22 protein-coding genes are annotated in these 22798 nt (G+C 54.6%); 5 read left to right on the top strand and 17 right to left on the bottom strand.

Translation table 11 applies throughout. From position 1 onward, the window contains the following. Positions 1 to 37: 37 nt before the first annotated feature. Positions 38 to 1948, bottom strand: coding sequence for a biosynthetic arginine decarboxylase (gene speA / locus CPH80_RS12730; RefSeq protein ID WP_096278310.1), 1911 nt, complete (start codon positions 1946 to 1948; stop codon positions 38 to 40). A 142-nt stretch (positions 1949 to 2090) separates the two neighbouring features. Between speA and speE the strand changes: the two genes are divergently transcribed. Next, a complete protein-coding gene (gene speE / locus CPH80_RS12725; RefSeq protein WP_096278308.1) occupies positions 2091 to 2972 on the top strand; it encodes a polyamine aminopropyltransferase in 882 nt (293 codons plus the stop codon). A gap of 124 nt (positions 2973 to 3096) precedes the next feature. Continuing rightward, the gene (locus CPH80_RS12720) at positions 3097 to 3510 is read left to right on the top strand and encodes a DUF6231 family protein (protein WP_096278307.1); all 414 of its coding nucleotides are present in this window, start codon (positions 3097 to 3099) and stop codon (positions 3508 to 3510) included. Positions 3511 to 3617: 107 nt separating this feature from the next. Here the strand turns inward: CPH80_RS12720 and CPH80_RS12715 are convergent, their stop codons facing one another. The 6 genes from CPH80_RS12715 to glnK all read right to left on the bottom strand — a co-directional run bounded on the left by CPH80_RS12715 (position 3618) and on the right by glnK (position 10679). Then, positions 3618 to 4817, bottom strand: coding sequence for a WD40 repeat domain-containing protein (locus tag CPH80_RS12715; RefSeq protein ID WP_096278305.1), 1200 nt, complete (start codon positions 4815 to 4817; stop codon positions 3618 to 3620). Positions 4818 to 4850: 33 nt separating this feature from the next. After that, positions 4851 to 6035, bottom strand: a complete 1185-nt coding sequence (locus tag CPH80_RS12710) for a WD40 repeat domain-containing protein (RefSeq protein ID WP_096278303.1) — start codon at positions 6033 to 6035, stop codon at positions 4851 to 4853. Beyond that, positions 6022 to 7938, bottom strand: a complete 1917-nt coding sequence (locus CPH80_RS12705) for an alpha/beta hydrolase (protein WP_096278301.1) — start codon at positions 7936 to 7938, stop codon at positions 6022 to 6024. Before CPH80_RS12705 ends, CPH80_RS12710 begins: the two co-directional genes overlap by 14 nt. Beyond that, a complete protein-coding gene (locus tag CPH80_RS12700) occupies positions 7939 to 8817 on the bottom strand; it encodes a DUF4123 domain-containing protein (RefSeq protein ID WP_157746894.1) in 879 nt (292 codons plus the stop codon). Positions 8818 to 9002: 185 nt separating this feature from the next. Then, the gene (locus CPH80_RS12695; protein WP_096278297.1) at positions 9003 to 10271 is read right to left on the bottom strand and encodes an ammonium transporter; all 1269 of its coding nucleotides are present in this window, start codon (positions 10269 to 10271) and stop codon (positions 9003 to 9005) included. A gap of 69 nt (positions 10272 to 10340) precedes the next feature. Continuing rightward, positions 10341 to 10679, bottom strand: a complete 339-nt coding sequence (gene glnK, locus CPH80_RS12690; protein ID WP_071264623.1) for a P-II family nitrogen regulator — start codon at positions 10677 to 10679, stop codon at positions 10341 to 10343. Between the two features lie 401 nt (positions 10680 to 11080). Between glnK and CPH80_RS12685 the strand changes: the two genes are divergently transcribed. The 3 genes from CPH80_RS12685 to trmB all read left to right on the top strand — a co-directional run bounded on the left by CPH80_RS12685 (position 11081) and on the right by trmB (position 13775). Further along, entirely contained in the window at positions 11081 to 11335 is a 255-nt protein-coding gene (locus CPH80_RS12685) for an accessory factor UbiK family protein (protein ID WP_096278295.1), read from the top strand. An 89-nt stretch (positions 11336 to 11424) separates the two neighbouring features. Beyond that, complete coding sequence (locus CPH80_RS12680; protein ID WP_096278293.1) at positions 11425 to 12951, top strand: YifB family Mg chelatase-like AAA ATPase; 1527 nt, start codon at positions 11425 to 11427, stop codon at positions 12949 to 12951. Between the two features lie 71 nt (positions 12952 to 13022). Then, positions 13023 to 13775, top strand: coding sequence for a tRNA (guanosine(46)-N7)-methyltransferase TrmB (trmB, locus tag CPH80_RS12675; RefSeq protein ID WP_096278291.1), 753 nt, complete (start codon positions 13023 to 13025; stop codon positions 13773 to 13775). Positions 13776 to 13810: 35 nt separating this feature from the next. Here trmB and CPH80_RS12670 read toward each other — a convergent pair whose 3' ends face one another. The 10 genes from CPH80_RS12670 to CPH80_RS12625 form a co-directional block, all read right to left on the bottom strand. Further along, entirely contained in the window at positions 13811 to 14344 is a 534-nt protein-coding gene (locus CPH80_RS12670) for a hypothetical protein (RefSeq protein WP_096278289.1), read from the bottom strand. Continuing rightward, positions 14344 to 15492, bottom strand: coding sequence for a radical SAM family heme chaperone HemW (gene hemW, locus CPH80_RS12665; protein ID WP_096278287.1), 1149 nt, complete (start codon positions 15490 to 15492; stop codon positions 14344 to 14346). The genes CPH80_RS12670 and hemW overlap by 1 nt, the downstream gene beginning before the upstream one ends. Before the next feature lie 5 nt (positions 15493 to 15497). Continuing rightward, complete coding sequence (gene rdgB / locus CPH80_RS12660; protein ID WP_096278285.1) at positions 15498 to 16097, bottom strand: RdgB/HAM1 family non-canonical purine NTP pyrophosphatase; 600 nt, start codon at positions 16095 to 16097, stop codon at positions 15498 to 15500. Between the two features lie 7 nt (positions 16098 to 16104). Then, the gene (locus CPH80_RS12655) at positions 16105 to 16560 is read right to left on the bottom strand and encodes a DUF4426 domain-containing protein (RefSeq protein WP_096278283.1); all 456 of its coding nucleotides are present in this window, start codon (positions 16558 to 16560) and stop codon (positions 16105 to 16107) included. After that, positions 16553 to 17164 (bottom strand): methionine biosynthesis protein MetW, encoded by a 612-nt coding sequence (gene metW / locus CPH80_RS12650; RefSeq protein WP_096278281.1) that lies wholly within the window; start codon positions 17162 to 17164, stop codon positions 16553 to 16555. The genes CPH80_RS12655 and metW overlap by 8 nt, the downstream gene beginning before the upstream one ends. Beyond that, the gene (gene metX, locus CPH80_RS12645; protein WP_096278278.1) at positions 17161 to 18309 is read right to left on the bottom strand and encodes a homoserine O-succinyltransferase MetX; all 1149 of its coding nucleotides are present in this window, start codon (positions 18307 to 18309) and stop codon (positions 17161 to 17163) included. Before metX ends, metW begins: the two co-directional genes overlap by 4 nt. Before the next feature lie 135 nt (positions 18310 to 18444). Beyond that, complete coding sequence (locus tag CPH80_RS12640) at positions 18445 to 20409, bottom strand: dynamin family protein (protein ID WP_096278276.1); 1965 nt, start codon at positions 20407 to 20409, stop codon at positions 18445 to 18447. A 125-nt stretch (positions 20410 to 20534) separates the two neighbouring features. Next, positions 20535 to 21119, bottom strand: coding sequence for a YggT family protein (locus CPH80_RS12635; protein ID WP_096278274.1), 585 nt, complete (start codon positions 21117 to 21119; stop codon positions 20535 to 20537). Between the two features lie 30 nt (positions 21120 to 21149). After that, positions 21150 to 21983 (bottom strand): pyrroline-5-carboxylate reductase, encoded by an 834-nt coding sequence (proC, locus tag CPH80_RS12630; protein WP_096278272.1) that lies wholly within the window; start codon positions 21981 to 21983, stop codon positions 21150 to 21152. Between the two features lie 61 nt (positions 21984 to 22044). After that, the gene (locus CPH80_RS12625; protein WP_096278270.1) at positions 22045 to 22749 is read right to left on the bottom strand and encodes a YggS family pyridoxal phosphate-dependent enzyme; all 705 of its coding nucleotides are present in this window, start codon (positions 22747 to 22749) and stop codon (positions 22045 to 22047) included. Positions 22750 to 22798: the final 49 nt, after the last annotated feature.

Here is a 22798-nt window from a genome sequence, read left to right as displayed (position 1 = left end):
ACGGACATTCCTTCGCATCCAAATGCCCCGAGAGCCCCTAGTCTTCCAGATAGGTGTAACCTTCAAGCCCGGCGGTCAGCTCTTCCAGCAAAGTAGCCTGAACATCCTCAGACAAACCGCTTGCGGCAAACTTTCTTTGATAGGCCCTCAGCAGAGCGTTGGGCTCAAAGTTCACATAGCGGAGCACGTTGGCAACTGTGTCGCCCGTGATAGGGGTGTTTGTGTCGAAACCACCGGAGCTGTTCAGGCGTACATCCACCGAGTGAGTATCGCCAAACAGATTGTGCATATCCCCCAGGATTTCCTGATACGCGCCGGTCATGAAAAAACCCATCAACAAGGGTTCGCCGGGCTTGTCCTCAGGCAAGGGCAGGGTGGTTTCTATGCCCTGGCCATCCACGTAACGGTCTATGCGGCCGTCGGAATCGCAGGTAATATCTTGAATCACCGCGCGTCGGGTGAGCGGGCGATTTAGACCGTTCACCGGCATGACCGGGAATATTTGATCAATACCCCATACATCAGGCAAAGACTGAAACAGCGAGAAATTAACGAACAGTTTCGCGGCCAGTTTTTCGTTCAGCTCGTCAATGATTTCACGGTGGGCTCGGCTGTTCTTGTCCAATTGGCCCTGCAGCAGCCGGCAGCAGCGGATATAGAGTATTTCGGAATCTGCGCGCTCCTGCAGAGAGAGCGTGCCTTGGGCAAACTGACCGTGCACATCCGCCATGGCGTGCAGCACATCGTGGTAGATTTCGACCTGCGAGCGCGGGGACTCTGGGTTTTCCAAGCTCTTTAGATCGCGCCAAAGATCCTGCAGTGGTGCCGGTGCATCCGGCTCCGGCTGCTTGGAGGGCCGGTTTTCCGGCTCTTCATGATCAATCACGTTGGTAACCAGCACCGAGTGGTGTGCGGTTAGCGCCCGGCCGGACTCGCTGATCAATTCCGGGTGAGGAAGGCCGTGGCGGTCACATTCTGCTTGCAGCACATGCACCACGTTATAGGCATATTCGTACATGCTGTAATTCATCGAGCAGGCGCTGCGTGAACGAGTGCCTTCGTAATCAACCCCCAGGCCACCGCCGATATCCACGGTATTCACCGGGGCGCCCATCTGCCTGAGCTCGCTGTAAAAGCGCGCGCACTCCCGCAGGCCCGTCTGGATATCACGAATGTTGGCAATCTGGGAGCCCAAGTGAAAGTGCAAAAGCTGGAGGGTGTCCAGAGCGTCGGCCTTGCGCAGTGTATTCACTACATCCAGAACCTGGCTGGCGGATAACCCAAACTTGGATTTCTCTCCGCCGGTATTCTGCCAGTTACCCTTGCCGATCGTAGCCAGGCGAACACGCACGCCAATAAGCGGCGACACCTCAAGCTTTTTGGCTTCCTCTAGAATCAGTGGCAGTTCTGACTGCTTCTCCACCACAATAAATACCCGGTGGCCCAGCTTCTGGCCGATCAGTGCTAGGCGGATGTACTCGCGGTCTTTATAGCCGTTGCACACGATGACTGAACCAGGCTGTCGTGCTAGTGCAAGCACTGCCATCAGTTCCGGCTTACTGCCTGCCTCCAAGCCGATTTGCCCGTTGCTGGCAGCAGGCTCTGCGGCGATCAGCTCTTCAACCACTCGGCGCTGCTGATTTACCTTGATAGGATAAACAGCGGTGTACTGCCCTTTATAGCTATGCTCTGTGGCGACTTTGTTGAACGCGCCGCACAGCTGATTCACCCGATCGTGCAGAATGTCGGTAAAGCGGATAAGCACGGGCAGCTGGAGCCCAGATTTCACCAACGAACGAGTGAGCTCAGGCAGGTTGATCTCCGCCTCGCTGTTACCTCGGTTTGGCCGGATAACAGCCTCACCCTCTGGATTAACGCCTATATAGCCATCGCTCCATTGGGCAATGTTATAAACCTTATGAGCCGGGGAGGCGCTGGTATTGCTCATGGCTGCTATCCTTTTGGGAAAACCGGGGCCGGTCAGGCTGGCCGAATGGCGGGTATTGTAAGGTTTAGTCTTTGCACCTGAAAGTACCGCGCCCCTACAATACGCGTTTTGGCCACGCCTACAGGTTCCTCAGGAGAGCATCATGACAATGCAGAGCAACGACTGGTTTACCGAAGTATTCCAGGATCAGGGAACCGCATTCTCCCTGCAGGTGAAGAAGAAGCTGCACGAAGAGCAGACCCCGTTTCAGAAACTGGAAATATATGAAACCGAAACCTTCGGCAACTTGATGGTGCTGGATGGCTGCGTAATGCTGACCACCCGCGACAACTTTCTCTACCACGAGATGATGACTCACCCAGCTATCTTTACCCACAAAAAGCCGAAGAAGGTGGTGATTGTAGGTGGTGGTGATTGCGGCACCCTGAAGGAAGTGCTCAAACACCCCGACGTGGAAGAAGCCTGGCAGGTTGAAATCGACGAGCGAGTTACTCGCATGTCAGAGGAATACTTTCCTGAATTGTGCGAGTCCAATGAGGACCCTCGGGCCAATTTCTTCTTTGGCGACGGCGTACAGTGGATGCGCGAAGTTGATCCCGGCAGCATCGACGTTCTCATTATCGACAGCACCGACCCGGTTGGCCCTGCAGAAGGCCTGTTTGCCTTGGATTTTTTCCGCGATGCCATGCTCGCGTTGGGTGACGGGGGTATTATCGTTCAGCAGAGTGAGTCGCCGCTGCTGCACACCGAAACCATCATAAAAGACATTCATAGCGACATGCGCAAAGCTGGCTTCGACCACGTGCGAACCCTGCCTTTCCCACAGCCTGTGTATCCCACCGGCTGGTGGAGTTGCACCATGGCCAGTAAAGACAACCCGGTGAAGTATTTCCGCGAGGACGACGCAAACAACCGCCCGTTCGTAACCCGCTACTACAACTCCGGCATTCACCACGGCGCCCTTGCCATGCCCCAGTTTATGATTGATGCGCTGGAAGACGAAGTGTACCCGCAGGAGGGTTAACTTCGGAATACCATCGCTTCAAAGTACATAGGTCAATGAAATGGTCGAGCAAAATGAACCCCGCCTGACGCCTCAGCAGGCGCTTGCGCAAACTCTGGACGACTGTTAGCCCACCACACTGCTGGTGTGCGGCACGCTGCCGGTTCGTCTGGGCCGGGCCTGGCACGAACAGCATCCGGACAGGCACTACACCGAACTGCTGTTGTCAGCGCCCAACAACGGTCTGCCGCCGGCGGATACCCACGATCTGGCACTGATTGAGGGCGCTCTGGAACAGTTGAGCCATGAAGAAGGCACTCTGATGCTCGGCCAGTTACGCAACTTTGGCACGCATCGGATAGCCGTGATTATGACCAACGAGTCGGGCTGGCAACTGGGTGACTTTCTCGGCCTGGGTTTCCAGCGTCAGGCGTACCTGCAAGGGATTCCAGCGCGCACGCTCTATACCTACAATATCGATAGTTACAACCGGCGACGGGACTGGAATAACCCCCAATACTGGGCTAACCCAGAAATGTGGGACAAGGAACGCTGGTAAACGTTAGGCAGATACGACGCCGGTCTCGTTAATCCAGTCTGGCGTGCAGCCCACGGCTGCAAATTTCGATCATGAATCTCAGGATGCAACCGGGTTAATTTAAGAACCTACTTCACCACCCAGATCCGCTCCAACGTCAGCTCGTCTGGGTCGAACTGATACACGCTGATACCACCGGCAGACTGGTGCCCCATCGCCAGAATGCCCGATTCGGGTGAGGTGGCGATGGCGGTGTTGCGGTCGTATTGACTGCCGTAGGTGACCAGTTTGGGCGATTCGCCAAGATCAAAATACTTCACGGGCCAGGGACAGCCGGTTTTGAATAGGGCGGCGAAATGGCTGTTGTTGCCGAAGCGGAGGTAGTATTCGCTGTTGTGGATGAAGGCTATGGCGATGGTGAAGTTATTGAGGCCGCCGGGGGCGTCAATGAGTTCACTGTCATCCCAGTTTCGGGAGTCGCCCGCTTCAAAAGGCGAATCGTCAAGGTAAATGCCGCCGTAGTATGACGCTTGCCGGTGTCGGGTTTTCGGCTGGTTCGTGTTCCAGAACAATCCGATTCCAGCCTCATCTGCACTGACTACCCATTGTCCGTCTGGGCTGATCGTCGCGTGGGTTTTGGAGGAGTTGCCGTCAAACTTGGCAACAGGTCTCAAGGATTCGTAACTCCAAAGGACTACGCCGGAAAAGTTGGATGAAAAGCGGAGATCATCGGTCGGACGAACCGTGGGAGTGTTATCGCTTATTGGGCGTCTATCAACGACATCATAGCCTTTGCCCGCTGTTATATAAAATTCGTTGTTCGAAAGGCCAAGGTTCAGAAGCTTGCCACTCCCCATAAGGCTCGGGCTATCACTGTCTCGAAGAATTGGTTTTAGTGAATCACCATAGCCGTGAAACAAGTTCCAAGTTTCATTGGCAGAGAAATAGTGATTCAAACTGGCATCTACTGCATGGCCGTAGGTCGCAAAATTCTGGAATTGCTTCAGCACTTTTCCATCGGTGGTTTGGATAGTCACGGTGTTGTTAAGATTTTGCCAGAGGACTGCATATTGGCCTGGTACGAAATAAGCGCTGTAAATATTTGCGTCGTCGGACAGCGCTTTGTAGCGTCCTTCTTCGATATCCCAAAGCACTAGATGGTTACTGCGATGGGAGCTAATAATGTATCGCCCGTCATCAGAGACGCCAAGTGACATGATCGGGCCATAGGTGACGCCAAAGAGCCCGGTTACTCTGGCGACTAAAAATGCGACAAGAACAACAAGTAAGGGCAGGGCCCAGCGGTAGTTTGATCTGAATACGCTCAATCCTGTTTTTCCTTAAGTTTGTTCCGTCTCATTTTATTCCACCACCCAAACCCGCTCCAACGTTAGCTTGTCTGAATCAAACTGATACACGCTGATACCGCCGGTAGATTGATGCCCCATCGCCAGAATGCCCGCTTCCGGTGAAGTAGCGATGGCGGTGTTACGGGAGTACTGACTGGCGTAGGTGACCAGTTTTGGTGACTCGCCAAGATCAAAATATTTCACGGGCCAGGGACTGCCGGTTTTGAACAGGGCGGCGAAATGGCTGTTGTTGCCGAAGCGGAGGTAGTATTCGCTGTTGTGGATGAAGGCTATGGCGATGGTGAAGTCATGCACGCCGCGCGGAGCTTCGATAAGCCCACTCTTATCAAAATAGTCGGAATCTGGAAGGTCGTCAGGAAGGCCATCAATATACAGCCCTGAACTGTAACGTGCGGCTCGCATTCGGCGTTCAGGATTGGATGTACGCCAGGTAATACTATTGCCTGCTTCATCTCCGCTGACCACCCACTGCCCATCCGGGCTGATGGTAGCGTGGGTTTTGGAGGAGTTTCCGCGGAGTTTTGCGACAGGCTGCTTTGTCACGGCGCTCCAAAGTGTGACGCCCCCATATTTTGAGAACCGTTGACCGCTATTAAGTGGTGAGTGGTCTGCGATTTCTGAGCGATCATTATCGACCCCGGCTGTTACAAAGAAGGTGTTGTTTCGGTCTATAGCGAGGTTGAATAGCTTACCAGATCCTAAAAAGCTCGGGCTGATGCCATCACTAAGGACAGTACGTTTCGTGTCCCCATAGCCAGAAAACACATTCCAATGTTCATCAGCAGACAGGTAAGTCTCAAGATCGCCACTGATAACGTGGCCGTAAGTTGGGAAATGCTGGAATTGTTTCAGCACCTCTCCGTCAATCGTTTGTGCAGTAACGGTATTGTCTGTGTCCTGCCACAAAAAAGCGTTTTGACCCGGCACAAAATAGGCGCTGTAAAGGTTGGCTTCACGGGACAGCGTATCCCACTGTTTTTCTTGCCGGTCCCAGAGAATGAGATTGTTGTCTCTGTGGGCACTGACGATATAGCGGCCAGATTCCGATACACCCATGGACATAACCGGTCCAGCCCATACTCCCAAGAGGTTGAAGTTCAGCAGGATGCTAATAAGCACAAAGGCACCAAGCACTGCGCCGATCCAGCGCACTTTATTAGCGTTAATAACGGCCAAAACCAACTCCTTCGTCTGATATACGACGTATAATTTCTGCTCTATAAGAGCGATCGAATACTTCCTCGCTTGGAATTCTCATCCCGGAGTGGCTAAAAAGCCATTCTGATTGATCAACAGGAAAAAACTTCCCATCAGTCAGTGATCGATCGATAAATTCATCGAGTTCTGTCGCATGTTCGCCAGCCACCTCATCAAACCCCACATACCCCAACGCAGGCCGTGGCTGTTGCTCCGGTACCCAGTCATTCACCGCAAGCTTTTTCAAACGCAGAACGTAATCCTTGGCCACTTGGGGGCTAACGCTGGCCCGGTGGTTTAGTGGTGCCATCAGAATATAATCAGGCGGTCGTTCGCCGTTGCGCAGGCAATCTATGCAGGGCTGCCACAAGGCGCTCGCTTCAGCAAAGATGTCTTTTTCTAGCCTCACCCAGTTTTCTTTGACGGTTTGTTTGAGTGCTTCGGGTACATACAAAGAGCGCTTGGAATAGTCTAACGTCCACGTCAGTGGCAAGTAGTCTTTGTAGAGTGTTTCGATGGCCGGCCCGAAGCCGTTATCCAGAAAACTTGGGAAGATCCACCATTTCTTGTCGTAAGCTCCCCGTAATTTACCAAGTATGTCGTCCATGGGGTCGTCGGCGGTTGCGAGATCCCATGCTTTGGATGCTATCCGAATATGGGGTGGTATGGCGTATCGCCACCAAGCATTATCTTCACTGTTATTCGACCCAAGAATCCCGTCACCACGGGAATGCAGCACCACGATTTTGCGGGCTGCGCTGTGGGCTGAAGGAAACACACCCAGCCCCAAAGGGTGTACATCTCGGCTGCTGTCGTTGGTAAGTGCGTTATCGGCAACGGCGGGTTGCCAGAGAAATAGATGATCGACCAGGTTGCTCTTCCCGATAGTGCCCAAAATATTCAGGGCGGTGAGCGCAACGCGGGCACCGAGAGAGTGAGAGATCAGGTTGATGGCGATGCCTGCACCTGCCAGTTGCAGTAATAGCGGAGCCAGCCGCCGCCCTGTTGTCATGGCATTTAGCTCCGCCTGCATGAAGTCGGTGGAGCCTGTGTTGCCGGGCCAGGAAATGTTGATGATGCGGCTGTAAGGCATCCAGTCCTGGCCATCGAAACCCGCTGCACGGTTCAGCTGGTATTCCATATGAATCGCCCAGTTGTGGGCGCCTGTGCCATTCAATTGATCTTCTTTCGGTGGGGCGGCGCTGGTGTCCGACAGGGCTTCGGCATCCTGCCATGTTGTGGCTTTATTTGGGTGCCAGGCGTTGGTGGGCGTTGGTCCATGGCCACCATATCTTTTTTGGCTATCTTTGCGGTTCAGGAATCGCCCCCATTCGCCCTGGGGTACGTTGTAGCCATGTATGTAGATGAGCGCGTTATTTCCGTTTGCCCGGAAGTAATCCAGCTGCTCGTCCGTCAGCAAGTCTTCAGATGCGGGCGCTGCTTCGCGCAGGTTAATCATCACCGGTGGTGGCAGGTGTATGGCCCTTGCTTCGCGCTCGCCTTGGATGACGGTTAGCTCCACCCCTTTGCTAAGGGTCTGGCCGGGGGTGAAGCGGAGCTGTTCACTCACGGTGTCGAACCCGATCAAATGCTCTCCCTCCGGCTCTTCAGGCCAGTACCATTGGGCGTTGCCTGTCACGAGCTTGGTGAAGCGGGCTTCTGCATTGTCTGGCGTATGTTCTGTGCCATCCTGCAGTTCGGCGGTTACGACCTTACCGCTCTCATCCTTGATTTTGCCAGCATTGATAAAAGCCCTCGGTCGCCTGAGGTTGTCGGAGCGACGCAACAGCACGTTTGCGGTTTCGTGCTTGCAAACGGGCGCGCCGTGGGCCCCGAGAGGCGCTGTGCTGGGTAAGAAGGGCAGATTGCTAGTGGGTGTCATTCAGGTTCCATCCTGTGAATGCGATAGTGTTGCAAGCGCTTTCAGTGTGTCGGACCAGTAGGCTCCTTGCCTTGTTTTGCGTATGGTCGCGAGCTCATCATCGCTCAATACTCTGGTAAAACCCCGGGTTATCAATAACCCGGCTCCTTCTACCAAGCCTTGCTCATTGGGTGCGCCGAGTGTTTCCAGTTGTTGGAACCAGTAGGAGACAGTTTGGGCCTCTAATCCATTTTCCTCTCCATTGCCCTCGGCCAAGGCCTTTGCCAACAAATGTCGGCGATGAGCTTCTACGCAGGAGAGGTTCTCCTGAGTCAACTCAAGAGGCTGGGGAGGCTGCTTTTTTAACTCATCTTGAAGCGCCGAGGGTTGCTCCTTTGTCAGCGCCCAGTTCGCGCCCGCATAGCAACCATGAATTGCCGTTAACGGGCCGAGAATTCGCAAGCGCTGGTGGGGTGATAGCGATGCGCCAAGGCTGCCGAGTGTTGCTGAGTCTGCGTAGCGAAAGAGGCTGTCACCATTGGGGGTGCGTACGGTGTTCAGGCTTACAAAATGCTCACGTATTTCTTCCAGCGTCAATGCTTGGCCGTGCAGTGCCAGCGCCTTGCCTTCGGTCATCCACCTATGGAGCCATTCTTCACTCTGGGCCTTAGTGGGCTGAATGATCAGTGGGCCGTCAAAGGCTTGTTCTCGGTATTCCGAATAAATATACGGCAAGTCGTAAATGGGTACTGGGTCGTGCTCAAACAACAGGCGCAACACCTCAGGATGTTTTGCCTGATCAACCAAATACCCGCAGGCGTCTTCGCTTGATGGGTCTGCGTGCTGGTAAAACGACGTGGTTGTGTGAGCCTTCTGGCTTAGGGCTGTGGAGTCCGTCATGGCTGCCTTCATCTATCCTTAGATGACCGGAAAATGCAGAGTGATAGTAGCGGAACCCGGAAACACTGTCACCTGCCGGACTTCTCAGAACCAGCGTTTAGACCTGTGAGATTTAAAAAAGAAGGGGTGCCCGCTCAGGCACCCCTTCCCGATTCCTTTTCTAGCATGCTACTTTTTACAGCATGCTACTTGCCGGTCACAAACTCCGGATAGGCTTCCATGCCGCATTCGGACAAGTCGACGCCGTCGTATTCATCCTCTTCGCTAACTCGTATACCCATTACCGCCTTGATGATGCCCCAGACCAGCAGGCTTGCGAGGAACACCCAGCCGAAGATGGTTGCAGCGCCAATCAACTGGCCGCTGAAGGTAGCGCCACCATTAGTGATAGGCACCAACATCAGCCCGAGAAAACCACACACCCCGTGGGCTGAAATGGCGCCCACCGGGTCATCGATGCGCAGTTTGTCCAGAAAGATGATACTGAATACTACGGCTACACCGCCTAGGCCACCCCAGAGGGTTGAGACCAACGCGCTGGGTGTAGAGGGCTCGGCGGTGATAACCACAAGGCCTGCAATGGCGCCGTTGAGGAGCATGGTCAGATCGGCTTTGCCAAACAGCAGTCTGCCGGTTATCAGCGCTGCGATAGCGCCGCCAGCGGCAGCTGCGTTGGTGTTGAGAAACACCATGGCAACCGAGTTGGCGCTGGCGATATCGCCCAGCTTCAGAACCGAGCCACCGTTAAAGCCGAACCATCCCATCCACAGGATAAAGGTACCCAGCGCAGCCAGAGGCAGGTTGGCACCGGGGATGGCGCGGATTTCGCCGTTGGGGCCGTACTTGCCTTTCCGGGCTCCAAGTAACAGCACCCCGGCAAGCGCAGCGGCCGCACCGGCCATGTGAACAATGCCGGAACCGGCAAAGTCGCTGAAGCCAAGATCGCCCAGGTTATACAGACCGAAGACGTCGTTGCCGCCCCACGTCCAGGAGCCTTCCATCGGGTAGATGACGCCGGTCATGGCAACCGCAAAGACAAGGAATGACCAGAGCTTCATGCGCTCAGCCACAGCGCCGGATACGATCGACATGGCGGTGGCTACGAACACCACCTGGAAAAAGAAATCCGCTGCGCTGGAGTATATCGCTCCGCCTTCGAAGCCATCCTCCCGGGCGGCAAATTCCCCTAATACTGTTGCGGCATCCGTTTGCTCGATGCCGTTCAGTAACAGGGTGCCGTCATACATGATGGCGTAGCCACACACGAGGTACATGATGCAGGCAACGGCATAGAGCGCGACGTTTTTAGTGAGAATTTCCGTAGTGTTTTTGGCCCGTACCAGCCCGGACTCGAGCATGGCAAAGCCCGCGGCCATCCACATTACTAATGCACCGCACACCAGAAAATAAAAGGCATCTATTGCGTACTGCAGGTGAAAAACATTGCTTTCCATGAGAGGCCCTCCGCACGAGGCACTTCAGATTGATTTTTTTGCGTTAGCTGCTAATTGATCAGAGCAGGATCAGACGGCTTCTTCGCCGGTTTCGCCTGTCCGGATCCGGATTGCCTGTTGCAGTTCGGTCACGAAAATCTTGCCGTCACCGATCTTGCCGGTATTGGCAGCCTTGGTGATGGACTCGATAACTTGATCCAGCAGGTTATCGCCAATGGCGACTTCCACTTTTACTTTGGGCAGAAAATCCACCACATATTCCGCGCCACGATAGAGTTCTGTGTGGCCTTTTTGCCGACCGAAGCCTTTGACCTCAGTGACGGTTACGCCTTGTACGCCAATCTCGGATAGTGCCTCACGGACATCATCCAGCTTGAAAGGCTTAATGATCGCTGTCACAAGTTTCATTGCTTTCTCCTTGGTAAAACCGTCCCAACAGTGAGAGCCCATCGGCCAGTTGTTGAGCTGGGGGTGCTGCCGCTTCGCACGTCAATTGTGCGGATTGCGTACGAGAGCTTTAGCACCGGGTGTGCCAACGCAAAAAAATATAACCAAATCATAATCTTGAGCAGTTCTGGTGACGGTTGACAAAAATCTGAGTGCCAGTTTATGCACCAGAATTGTGCGCTCTACCAACCCCTGAGCCAGAACAGAGCAGGCTAGGGGGTGGCCAGAGCCACTAAGTGCTCACCACGCACAGTATGGCAGGGCTGGCGGTGTGATACACTCTTGCAAACCGGCAACGGCTCTTTCCACGGCACTAGTCTTTTGGCCGAAACCGGACATTATTTGAATCAGTGAGGTGATGTGTGAAAGGTCCACAGGATATTTTCGCCCAGTTGCAGGGGCAGTTCGGCCAGTTTGTCCCAGATATGGCGCGCGCTGCGCGTGAAGATTTTGAAACCCAAGCCCGGGCGACGGTTATGTCGGTTCTATCGCGCTTGGAGTTGGTTACCCGCGAAGAGTTTGATGCCCAGCAGGCGGTACTTATGAAAACCCGCGAAAAGGTAGAGGCTCTGGAAAAAAAGGTTGCTGAGATGGAGCTTTCCCCGAAAGCACAGTAAACCTGAACAATTCCCGGCAGGACGCCGGGTTTCGGTGGGCCGATGTGCTTTGGCCACATACTGATATTCAGAAACCATGGAAGGTTGTTATGCTTGCCATTGTCCATTCCCGCGCCAGTATTGGCGTTTCTGCACCTGAGGTCACGGTTGAGGTGCACCTTTCAGGCGGTCTTCCCGCGCTTACTATTGTCGGCTTGCCTGAAACCGGCGTGCGTGAAAGTCGTGAGCGTGTAAGAAGCGCACTTTTGAATTCTGGCTTTGAATTCCCCGCCCGTCGAATAACGATCAACCTCGCTCCTGCAGACCTGCCTAAGGAAGGCGGACGCTTTGATTTGCCGATTGCCCTAGGCATTCTTGCCGCTTCCGGACAAATTCCGGCAGAAAGCCTGTCCACCTGTGAATTCCTCGGAGAACTCTCGCTCGATGGTGCGCTTCGTCCATTGAAGGGCGTGCTGCCCGCTGTGCTGGCTGCGCGTAAAGAAGGTCGGAGCTTGCTGATACCTAATGCCAATGCCGAAGAAGCCGCCCTTGCAAGCCAGCATGACGTGCTAGCGGCGGGCCACATACTGGCCGTTTGTGAACATCTCTGTGGCCGGGCGCGCCTGGTTCCTGTGCCCCGATCTATGCCGGAATTCGTAGCTGTCGATGGCATGCCAGATCTTGCAGATGTTCGTGGCCAAAGCGTTCCGCGAAGGGCGCTGGAGGTAGCTGCGGCTGGCGCCCACAACCTGCTGTTTTTTGGTCCTCCTGGAACAGGAAAAAGCATGTTGGCCAGCCGACTGCCTGGTATTCTGCCGAATCTGAGCGATGAGCACGCCATGGAAGTAGCCAGTGTGCATTCTGTTGCCGGGCACTCGGTAAGAGTGGGCGGTTGGCGCCAGCCTCCGTTCAGGTCCCCCCACCACACCGCTTCTGCCGTGGCGCTGGTGGGCGGTGGCAGTAGCCCACGGCCTGGGGAAATTTCCCTGGCGCACCGTGGGGTGCTCTTTTTGGATGAGCTGCCGGAATTTGAGCGCCGTGTTCTGGAGGTGCTTCGTGAACCCATGGAAACCGGGGAGATTTCGATCAGTAGGGCGGCGCGTCAGGTGACTTTTCCGGCTCGCTTTCAGGTCATTGGCGCCATGAATCCCTGCCCATGTGGCTACAGTGGGCATCCGACCATTGAATGTCAGTGCACGCCGCAACAGATAATGCGTTACCGTTCGAAAATTTCAGGCCCGTTATTGGATAGATTTGATTTGCATGTAGAAGTGCCCGTTCAGGGTGGTGATGTACTAATGCAGTCTGGCGGTGATGGTGAAGCCAGCGCGGTGGTGCGCACGCGAGTGGCGCACGCTAGAGAGCGCCAGGCCCGGCGCGGGTGCGTTAATGCCATCTTGTCTGGGCGTGAGTTGCAGGAAGCCTGCAGCCTTGACCGCTCTGGGGAAAAGCTGCTCACGGGCGCGATGGAGAAGCTGGGGCTCTCGGCACGCGCACTGCACCGTATACTGCGTGTTGCACGTACGCTGGCGGATCTTGAAGAGTGTGATGCGGTTGCGCAGCCGCATCTGATAGAAGCGTTGGGGTACCGCCAGTTTGATCGCCAGACCGGTAAGAGCTCTGTGGTATCCGCCTGATTGTTCCTACTCTGTTAAACTGTGTACAAATTCCCTTAATCAGACCCGCAGCCCGCGGTTAAGGATTGCAGATGACTGACCAGAAAGAGCCGCATGATCTTAGTGGTGAGAACACACTGAAACAGCAGGCCGGCGATTCACCCATTACTACCCGCCGAGGTATTCGCAGTTTTGTATTGCGCCAGGGCCGGATGACAGAAGGCCAGAAAAAGGCTTACGAGCGCAGCTGGCCGAAGTTCGGCCTAAGCCGTGAAAACGGCATGATCGACCCGCGCCAGATTTTTGGCCGGGATGCCATGCTCAACCTTGAAATCGGTTTCGGTATGGGGGGATCTCTGGCGGACATGGCTGAAGCTGCCCCAGAGCAGGATTTTATTGGCGTGGAAGTTCACCTGCCTGGGGTAGGCGCGTTGCTCAAGGAAATTGAGGATCGCGGGCTGGAGAATGTCCGTGTTTACAACATAGATGCCAACGATGTGATTGATCTGTGCCTGCCGGATGCCGGCTTGGATCAGGTTATGGTGTTCTTCCCAGACCCTTGGCACAAAAAGAAGCATCATAAGCGCCGGCTGGTGCAGCCGGAATTTGTCCAGCGTATCCGCCACAAGCTGAGAGTGGGCGGCATATTGCACTTGGCGACAGATTGGGAAAACTACGCTGAATATATGATGGAGGTGATGGGCGAGTCTGAAGGGTTTGCGAATACCCAGGAGCAAGGCGAATACTCACCTCGCCCCGACTATCGCCCGGTTACCAAATTTGAGAAGCGTGGTGAGAACCTTGGCCACGGCGTGTGGGACTTGCTGTTCCACCGGACTAATTAAATTTTGGGCTGACGCTCTTTAGCGTACTGAAGCTATTATCCTGGTGCCAATGGATGGCGCCGGGCCGCTCGGATGATAACCAGCCCTGCGATGCCAATTGTCAGAGCCGTAAACTTCGTCAGCGCACTGATGGCGGCGGCAATACTGATGGCATCGGTGGGTGTCTCTAGGTTGTTCAGCAGTAACACGTTCTCTGCTATATCGGCCAAGCCGGCGACTATAAACAGTGTGCGAATCCAGCGCGCGGTTGTGCGCTCGCGAATGCCAGGCCTGTCCAGAGTGCAGCGTCGGGTTAGCAGTATGAGCGTAATGCAGTAAATTGGGATAAACAGGAAATCCACCCACAGGGATATTTTTGCCCATTGCAGGCCGTCCTCGCCCCAGCTTTGTACGATAGCCAGCGCTTGTTCGGCGCTTCCCGCCAATTGATAGCTCACAATCCCCTGATGTGCAGATCCCGTTTTCAGGGGCTGATTGATCAACACCAAGGCTGCTAGCAAAAGCACGGTTGCTATCAGGCAAGCTTTTAAGCTTTTAGGTAAAGCCGGTCGTCCTTTATCCGTGCTCATTACAGAAAACGCTCCAAAAGACTGTTCAGATACCTTTGCCCCAAGCTTGTCGCCTGAAGCCGGTCACTAACCAATAATTTATCTTCACGCAGCTTCTGGAGTTGTACCCCAACGGCGGTCAGGGGTAAACCCGTGCGTTCGCAAAAGAGACTTTCATCCACGCCTTCGCGAAGACGCAGAGCGTTCATCAGAAACTCCAGAGGGAGTTCCCCCACTTCAATGTGTTCGCTTCCTGCCGTTCGGCTACCAATCCGGTTCAAGTAGGCGTCTGGTTGCCGTGTTTTCCAGTAACGCCTGATCGTGCCGTCTGGGAAGCTGATTTTGCCGTGGCCACCGGCACCCAGAGCCAGATAATCCCCAAACGTCCAATAATTCAGGTTGTGCCGTGAGGCTTTGCCTTCCTGGCTCCAAGCCGACACCTCGTAGTCATTAAAGCCTTGCTGGTGCAGATACTCCCCGCCGCGTTGAGCTATCTCCCAGAGAAGGTCGTCGTCTGGCAAATCCGGTGGCCGGCTGTAGAACTCAGTATTGGGCTCCAATGTCAGCTGGTACCAAGAAAGGTGCGGCGGTTCATGGCTCATAGCAGATTTGAGATCTTCAAGAGCCTCACTTGGAGTTTGGCCGGGTAGGCCATGCATCAAATCCAGATTGAAGTTATCGAAGCCGGCTTTTTTTGCGGTCTCAATGGCCCTGTGCGCTGCGGTGTCGTCGTGAATGCGGCCGAGGGCTTTTAGGTGAGCCGGATTGAAGCTCTGCACGCCAATAGACAAGCGATTAATGCCGGCTTCACGGAAGGCTTCAAAACGACCTTCTTCCAGAGTGCCCGGGTTGGCTTCCAGGGTGATTTCTGCATCGGCGGCGAACGTCAGGCGTTCTCTTAGCCCTTTGAAAAGCTTCTGGTAAAAACCACCACTCATCAACGACGGCGTTCCGCCGCCGATAAACACGGTTTCGACCGTGCGGCCTGATGCCAATGCAAGATCCTGATCCATGTCTTCAAGCAGGGCATTCAAATAGGCAGCTTCGGGAAGATCGCCCTGAAGAGCATGGGAGTTAAAATCACAGTAGGGGCATTTGCGCACGCACCAAGGCACATGAATATACAGGCTAAGGGGTGGGGTGACCGGCTCTGAGGTGAGTGTGGTCACGGGGCTCAGGTCTCCGCCCTGAATTGTTCCATCAGCAATACCAAGGCTCTGCCTCGGTGGCTTATGCGGTTTTTCTCGTCTCGGGTCAGTTCTGAAGCGCTGCAGTTCTTTTCAGAGCAAAGAAAGACCGGATCATAGCCAAACCCGCCATCGCCCTGGGGTGCCCTAAGGATCGAGCCAGGCCAAAGGCCGTGGCAAATGATGGGTGTCGGGTCGTCGGCGTGGCGCAGGTACACGAGTACACAATGGAACTGTGCGCCCCGCTGGCCGTCGGGCACATCGGCCATGGCTTGCAGAAGCGCATTCAGATTATCGAGATCAGAAGCTCCAACCCCCGCGTAACGTGCCGAGCGAACACCCGGAGCGCCGTTCAGCGCGTCTACGGCTAGGCCACTGTCGTCAGCCAGCGCGGGTAAGCCAGTTTCCCGAGCCGCATGGCGCGCTTTCAGGATGGCATTCTCTACAAAGGTAACCGCTGGCTCTTCAGCTTCGCCGACGCCCAGCTCGCCTTGGGGCACTGGAATTAGGTTCAGTGGCGCAAGGAGCTGGGTAAATTCGCTGATTTTGCCTTTGTTGTTACTGGCAATAACAAGTTGCTCAGACATAGCTCGCTCAGTCGTTGAAAAGAGTATGGGCGAATCGCACCTGCAGATCCTTGCCATGCCCAACAGGGCGGGCGGTAATATTGAACGTCATCAGCTCGGCGGATGCGTACTGATATTGCGCAATAAAGTAGACAGAATCGCCCTCTTGTATTCTGCGGAATGCCAGAAACTTCACCTGCTGAATGTCGTTTGAAACCTTGCCTTCTACCTGGCCTGTAACTGGCTGAAGAATGCCGCTTTCATTCTTTTGCATGATGGAAATGTTGACTATGCCAATGCCCTTGCTGCGCTGCAGGTTGTTGGTCTTTGCTGTCTCGGCAGTCAGGAAGGTGCTGGGCAAAACGCTCCAGTGCACCTGGTAGTCTCCGAAGCCCTCGGAGCCGGCATGGGCCGGAAGGCTAAGCAGCGTGGCGAACAAGGCAGCTGCTGCCATGGTAATAATGCTGTGCAGAGCTTTATTCATTATTGCTGTTCTCCCGGGTAATGCGGTATATGGCAATCTCTCCCAACAGGTTGGGCCACCAGCGTGCCAGCCAACTGTTCTGATGCTGGCCGTCCACCACGCGTCTGCTTTTAATGCGAATGCCTTTTTGACGGCACAAGGCCTCAAAATCCTTGAAGGTGCAAAGCCGTATGTTCGGCGTATTGTACCATTTGTACGGCAGGGCTTCGGATTCGGGCATGCGACCACTAAGAGCCAGCCCCCAGCGCAGGCGCCAGTGGGCAAAGTTCGGGAAGGTGACTATGCCTTCACCGCCAAGGCGCAGCATTTCATCCAGCACCTTGTCCGGCCGGCGTACGGCCTGCAGCGCCTGTGTCATCAGCACAATATCAAAGCTGTTGTCGTCAAAATTTTCCAAACCCTGGGTATCCAGGTTTTGCTCAATCACCGACACACCACGATTCATGCAGGTGGTTATGTGGTCTGGGTTAATCTCTAAACCAAATCCGCTGGCATTGCGCTCCTTCTGCAGAAAGTTGAGCAGGGTGCCGTCGCCGCAACCAAGATCCAGCACGTGATGGCCGGGCTTTACCCATTGCTGAATAATTTCCAGATCCGCTCTCATGCGCCCACCTCCCTGGCAACGCGATCCATGTATGCAGTGAAAACGGCGGTGTATCGGGGGGTTGGAATCAGAAACGCATCGTGACCCCAGGGTGCATCGATCTCTGCGTAGCAAACCTTCCGGCGGGCTGCGATCATCGCGTTCACCATTTCTTCAGAGCGGGCCGGCGCAAAGCGCCAATCGGTGCTGAACGACAGCACCAGAAACTCACACCTCGCTTTGGCGAGCGCCTTCGATAGGTCGCCGTCATATTCAAAAGCCGGGTCAAAGTAGTCTAGCGCTTTGGTCATCAGTAAGTAGGTATTCGCGTCAAAAACTTCCGAGAAACGCTCACCTTGATATCGAAGGTAGCTTTCCACCTGAAACTCAGCACCGTAGCCAAACTTGTAGGCCTGATCTCTCAGCTCACGGCCAAACTTCTCGCCCATGGAAGCATCTGAGAGATAAGTGATGTGGCCGACCATTCTGGCCAGCATTAGGCCGCGACGGGGCAGGGTGTCGAAATCGTAGTACCGGCCGTCATGGAACTCCCGGTCGGAGGTGATCGCCTGCCGTGCTACCTCATTAAATGCGATGTTCTGGGCAGTCAGGCGGGGGCTAGAGGCAACGGCCACAGAGTGTTTCAAACGGTCTGGATAATCCAGGCTCCATTGCAGGGCCTGCATGCCGCCGAGAGAGCCGCCTACGACAGCCGCCCAGCACTCGATACCCAAGCGATCCGCCAGCAATGCTTGGCTTTGTACCCAATCACTCACCGTGATAACCGGAAAGTCCGGGCCATAAGGCTTGCCAGTAGCCGGGTTGCTTGAGTTGGGGCCGGTGCTGCCGTGACAGCCACCTAGGTTGTTAAGGCTGACCACAAAAAAGCGATGGGTATCCACAGGCTTGCCAGGCCCAATGCAAGTGTCCCACCAACCAGGCTTGCGGTCTTCCATCGAGTGGTAGCCGGCGGCATGATGATCGCCGCTTAGGGCGTGGCATATAAGCACGGCGTTGCTGCGATCAGCGTTAAGTTCGCCATAGGTTTCCACCACCAGATCATAGCGTTCCAGTGCGTGGCCGCACGCCAGCTCAATAGGCGTTTCAAAATGGTACGTCTGCGGGGTCACTACCCCGACAGAATCCACAGGCAGGGAATCGGGCATCGGTGCGACAGGTTCCTGGTTCGGTCCGTTAGTAACTGCTTTGCTGGATAGGACAAAAACCTACACCAGCACAGCAGTTTAAAGGTGGGCCGTCATGGCTGCAACCGACAGGCTGTGTAGTGGCCAGGCGGGAAGCTAGATCGCGCCAGAGATATTGACCACTTTTTGTTGGATCATGGTAGGGGCGGGCTTGCGGATTTGCCGCTGCATGGTATCTGCAAGCTCCAGTTGTCGGCGCAAGTCGCTGATGCTATTGCCTAAGCGTTCGCGCTCAGAGCGGCTGTCGCGATCGCTTCTCACCATATCCCGAAGGCGACGTATCTGGTGTTCCAGAAGCTGTTTTTGCTCCAAGGAGTACTGCATGATTGGCAGCAATGCCTCTGAGGGCCAGCGCTCCACATCCTTGCGCACGCGGCTGTGCAGGGTTCTGGCTTCACCCACCATTACATTAGAAAAACGCTGTACCAAAACAGACTGTTCAGTTAGCAGGTTTTTAGGGCTTGCGCGGAAGCGGCGTGCTTTTTTGCGCAGTTCCCTCACCGCAATAACATGTCGGCCGGCACGCAGCGGAATGGGTTCCAGATGCCGGGCGCGGGTGTCATCGTTATAGCGACGATAAATAGCGCCCACCATTTTCTCCGCAAGGCGGCCCTCGCTGAGCAGGTTGTTGAGATCGCTTTCGAGAAACTCAAAAAACTGATCCATAGAGCTGTTCATGCCCACCGTGGTCCAGCTTTTCGACATACTTTTTCGGATTTTATCGGCATGGGCCTCAAAGCGATCCTCATCTACTAGCTTTTTCAGCATCTCACCCTGAGAGCCCATAAGCCTGCGGCTTGAGCGCAGTGTGATCAGCTTTTTGTAGTAAAAGTCGTAGTCTTTCTGGGCGCGCTCAGCCAGCCGACTCAGGGCTGCTTTGTCCATGGTGACGCCAGAACAAGCCTGAAATTCCTCTTCGAGGGAGCCGAGGCGGGTCTGCATAGCCGCTTGGCTGTTCTGCAGCATGCCCAGCAGGTCGTTGATTAAGCTCTGGGTAATCAGCTGTTCCTTGTGCATCAGAATGCGCTGAATAATCAACTGTTCCAGATTGCCGATGTTGGAACGGGCGAACAGATCTTTGTCCTTCCGCACTCTTGCAACCAGCCCCTGTTTGGCGGAAAGCGGAATGATATCTTGTTGGCGGATGCCCAGGTGGTCAGCTGTATAGCTGCGTACCCGTTCAATAGTTTCGTGAGTGTGTTTCTCGCCCTGAAGGTCATCCCACAGCACGTCAATCTTGTTCAGCACTGCAAACCGCCCAGCGCGGTGGTCAGCATGCTCGGTATCAATGTGCTCTTTCCAGATGGTCATGTCGCTGGCGGTGACGCCAGTGTCTGCACTTAGGACAAAGATAACGGCATGGGCTCGTGGCAGCATGCTGATAGTAAGTTCAGGCTCGGAGCCGAGAGCGTTCAGCCCTGGTGTGTCGAGAATGCGCAGGCCACGCTCGAACAACGGGTGGCGAATACTGATCTGGGCATTGCGCCAGGCTGGAACCAGAACATTGCCCGGGTTGTTGCGGTCATTCTCAATCATGTCTTCATCGAAGCCGAGCGCTCGTGCTTGCTTGGCGGAAACACTTTTTACCCGGGCAACTTCTCCCAGAATCTCGCGCATGACTTCGGGGTCGCGCTCATCCAGGCCGTGCTTTACCCAGCGTTCTGGCTGTTTGCGTAGTTGCTGCAATGACAGGTCACCGGTACGGGTCTCGATGGGGAGTAAAAGCAGGTAGTTTTCGTTGGCGCTGCGGTCAAAGAACAGCTCGGTCGGGCACATGGTTGTGCGCCCGGCCTGAGAGGGCAGCATGCGTTGACCAAAATCTGAGAAGAACAGAGCGTTTATCAGCTCCGTTTTGCCACGGGAATACTCGCCAACAAACGCGATCGTGAGCTCGTCTTCAATAAGAAGCTCAAGGCCATGACGAATCCGGGTGCTGATGTCGTCAGAGAACAGGTTGTTGTCCTGAAGCCATAACCGGTAGCGGCCGATCTGGCGGATCAGCTCTTTTTTCCAGTTGTGGTAGGCCTCTACCTGCTGGGTCAGATTTCCCTGAAGACTCATCGAACTTTCCTTCTACACGACTTCCAGCATTCCCCAAGCAGATTTGCTGGGATCCGCGTGACGGACGAATGGACAGATTAATTACGGTTAATACTAACCTGTTCCCATAGGACTTGCGAAGTGGTTTACATCCCTAGCCCAATAGAGCCGAGGCCAGCTGCCACTTTCATGTGCTCAATAACAACAGAAAGAACGTTTAAGATAATGAAAACGATAATCGGTGACAGATCCAGCCCGCCCATGGAAGGCATCATGTTACGCACCGGGCGCATGACCGGTTCCGTAATTTGCGCCACAAGCTGAATGGCAGGATGGCTGCTACCCGGTGCAATCCAGCTGACAACCACTACCGCGATAACCGACCAGAAGTAGATCTTGACGATCAGATCCAACACGTTCAAAACAGCCCAAACTAGCAGTGTGAGCGGGTTGAACGACGGGATGCCACCGTTAAGGGCAACAAGAATCAAAAAGAAGGTGATGGCCTGAATGATAACGGCGAGAACCAGAGCTGCGCCATCAATCCCGCCCCAGCCCGGAATAACGCGGCGCAAGGGCCTAATCAAAGGGTTGGTGGCCTTTACTGCAAATTGCGAAATCGGGTTATAGAAATCTGCCCGAGCCAGTTGCAGCAAAAAGCGCAGCAGTATAATTGTCATGTAAAAAGTGGACGCGATCAGCAGGATCGTAATCAGAATGTCTGCCAGCATGTAGCCGTTTCTCCGTTGTCAGTGACTGTTTTACTCTTTGCCTGCCAGTTCTTTGGCCATTTCTTCTGAGCGTTTGTAAGCAGCGTTATACGCTTTTTTCACCAAGTCGCGCATGCCGCCTTCTTCGAAGGTATGAATAGCCTGCTCGGTCACACCACCTGGGGACATCACATTTTTCTTCAGCCGGGCCGGGTCGTGTTCGCTTTTGGCCGCCATTTCGGCTGCGCCCGCCATGGTTTGAATGGCAAGCTGTCGGGCGGTCTCTGGGTTTACACCGGCTTCGATGGCCGCTGCCTCAAGAGACTCTAACATCAGGAAAAAATAAGCCGGGCCGCTGCCGGAAAGCGCCGTTACGCCATGAAGCAGAGCCTCATCTTCAACCCACACCGCGATGCCTATGCCTTCAAAAACCGATTGCACCATCTGTTTCTGGGCACTGGTGACACCTTCGCTGGCAAAAAGCCCAGCCGCACCTTTGCCGACCAGTGAGGGTGTATTTGGCATTACCCGAACAATTGGCAGGCCGCCTCCAAGCCATTCATCCAGTGTAACTGCGCTAAGTCCCGCTGCGATAGATACCATTAACGGGCGGGTATTCTGGGCGATTGGGGCTATGTCGCGACACACATCCGCCATTGCTTGGGGTTTTACCGCGAGCACAACCATATCGGCCTGCTGTGCGCAGTAACGGTTATCCGTTGTTACGCTGATCCCAAAGCGTTTGCGAATGGATTGCAGGTGGTCGTCGTTCGGGGCGCTGGCCCAGATGCTGCTTGCTTTGAAACCGCTATCCAGCATGCCGCCAATAATGGCGCTGGCCATGTTGCCGGCACCGATAAACGAAATGGTTGGTGATTTGCTCAAGGTTTTCTCCAACGGTTATACGGTTAGACATCAGGCTCGATAATAGCAGGAACTGGCCAGTTCAGCTCTTCGGCTGTCGATTGCCAAACACAGCCGTTCCGATACGAACCCAAGTGGCGCCTTCCGCAATGGCCATTTCAAGATCGCCGGACATGCCCATAGATAAGGTGTCCAGTGGCCCGGCTTGCGGGTACTCCTGTTTCAGTTCATTTAGAGTGTTGGCGAGCTTGCGAAAGCTTGCCCGTAATTCAGATTCTGCCTGTTCCGGGTCGGGGATTGCCATAAGCCCCCTAAGCGAAAGCCCTGGCAGCTGGCTTATCTCTGAAACCAAGCCCGGCAGTTCTTCTGGCTGGCACCCGGATTTGCTCGCTTCGTTATTAATATTAACCTGAAGGCAAATATTCAAGGGTGGCAAGCCGGGCTCTCGCTGTTCGCTTAGCCGGCGGGCAACTTTTAAGCGATCCACGCTGTGCACCCAGGAAAAAGCCGAGGCGATTTGCCGGGTTTTATTGGATTGTATTGGGCCAATAAAATGCCAGTCGATATCGGCTAGGTCGCTAAGCTCGAACATCTTGTCGAGGGCTTCCTGAAGGTAGTTTTCGCCAAATGCCCGTTGGCCGGCAGCCACGGCTTCTCGCAGCTCCTCTGAAGAGCGTGTTTTGCTGACCGCTAACAGGCTCACGGAGCCGGGCTCACGACCCGCCTGCAATGTTGCTTTTTGTATGAGTCGGGTTACGCTCCCGAGGTTGTCTGCTATGCTGCTCATAATATGAAATAGTCGCGTTTGGTCTGCTGGTTCTATCAAGATACGTTAC

Origin of the sequence: Marinobacter sp. LV10R510-11A (assembly GCF_900215155.1) — a bacterium.
Classification (GTDB): Bacteria; Pseudomonadota; Gammaproteobacteria; order Pseudomonadales; family Oleiphilaceae; genus Marinobacter.
This window is presented reverse-complemented; position numbering and strand designations above follow the sequence as displayed.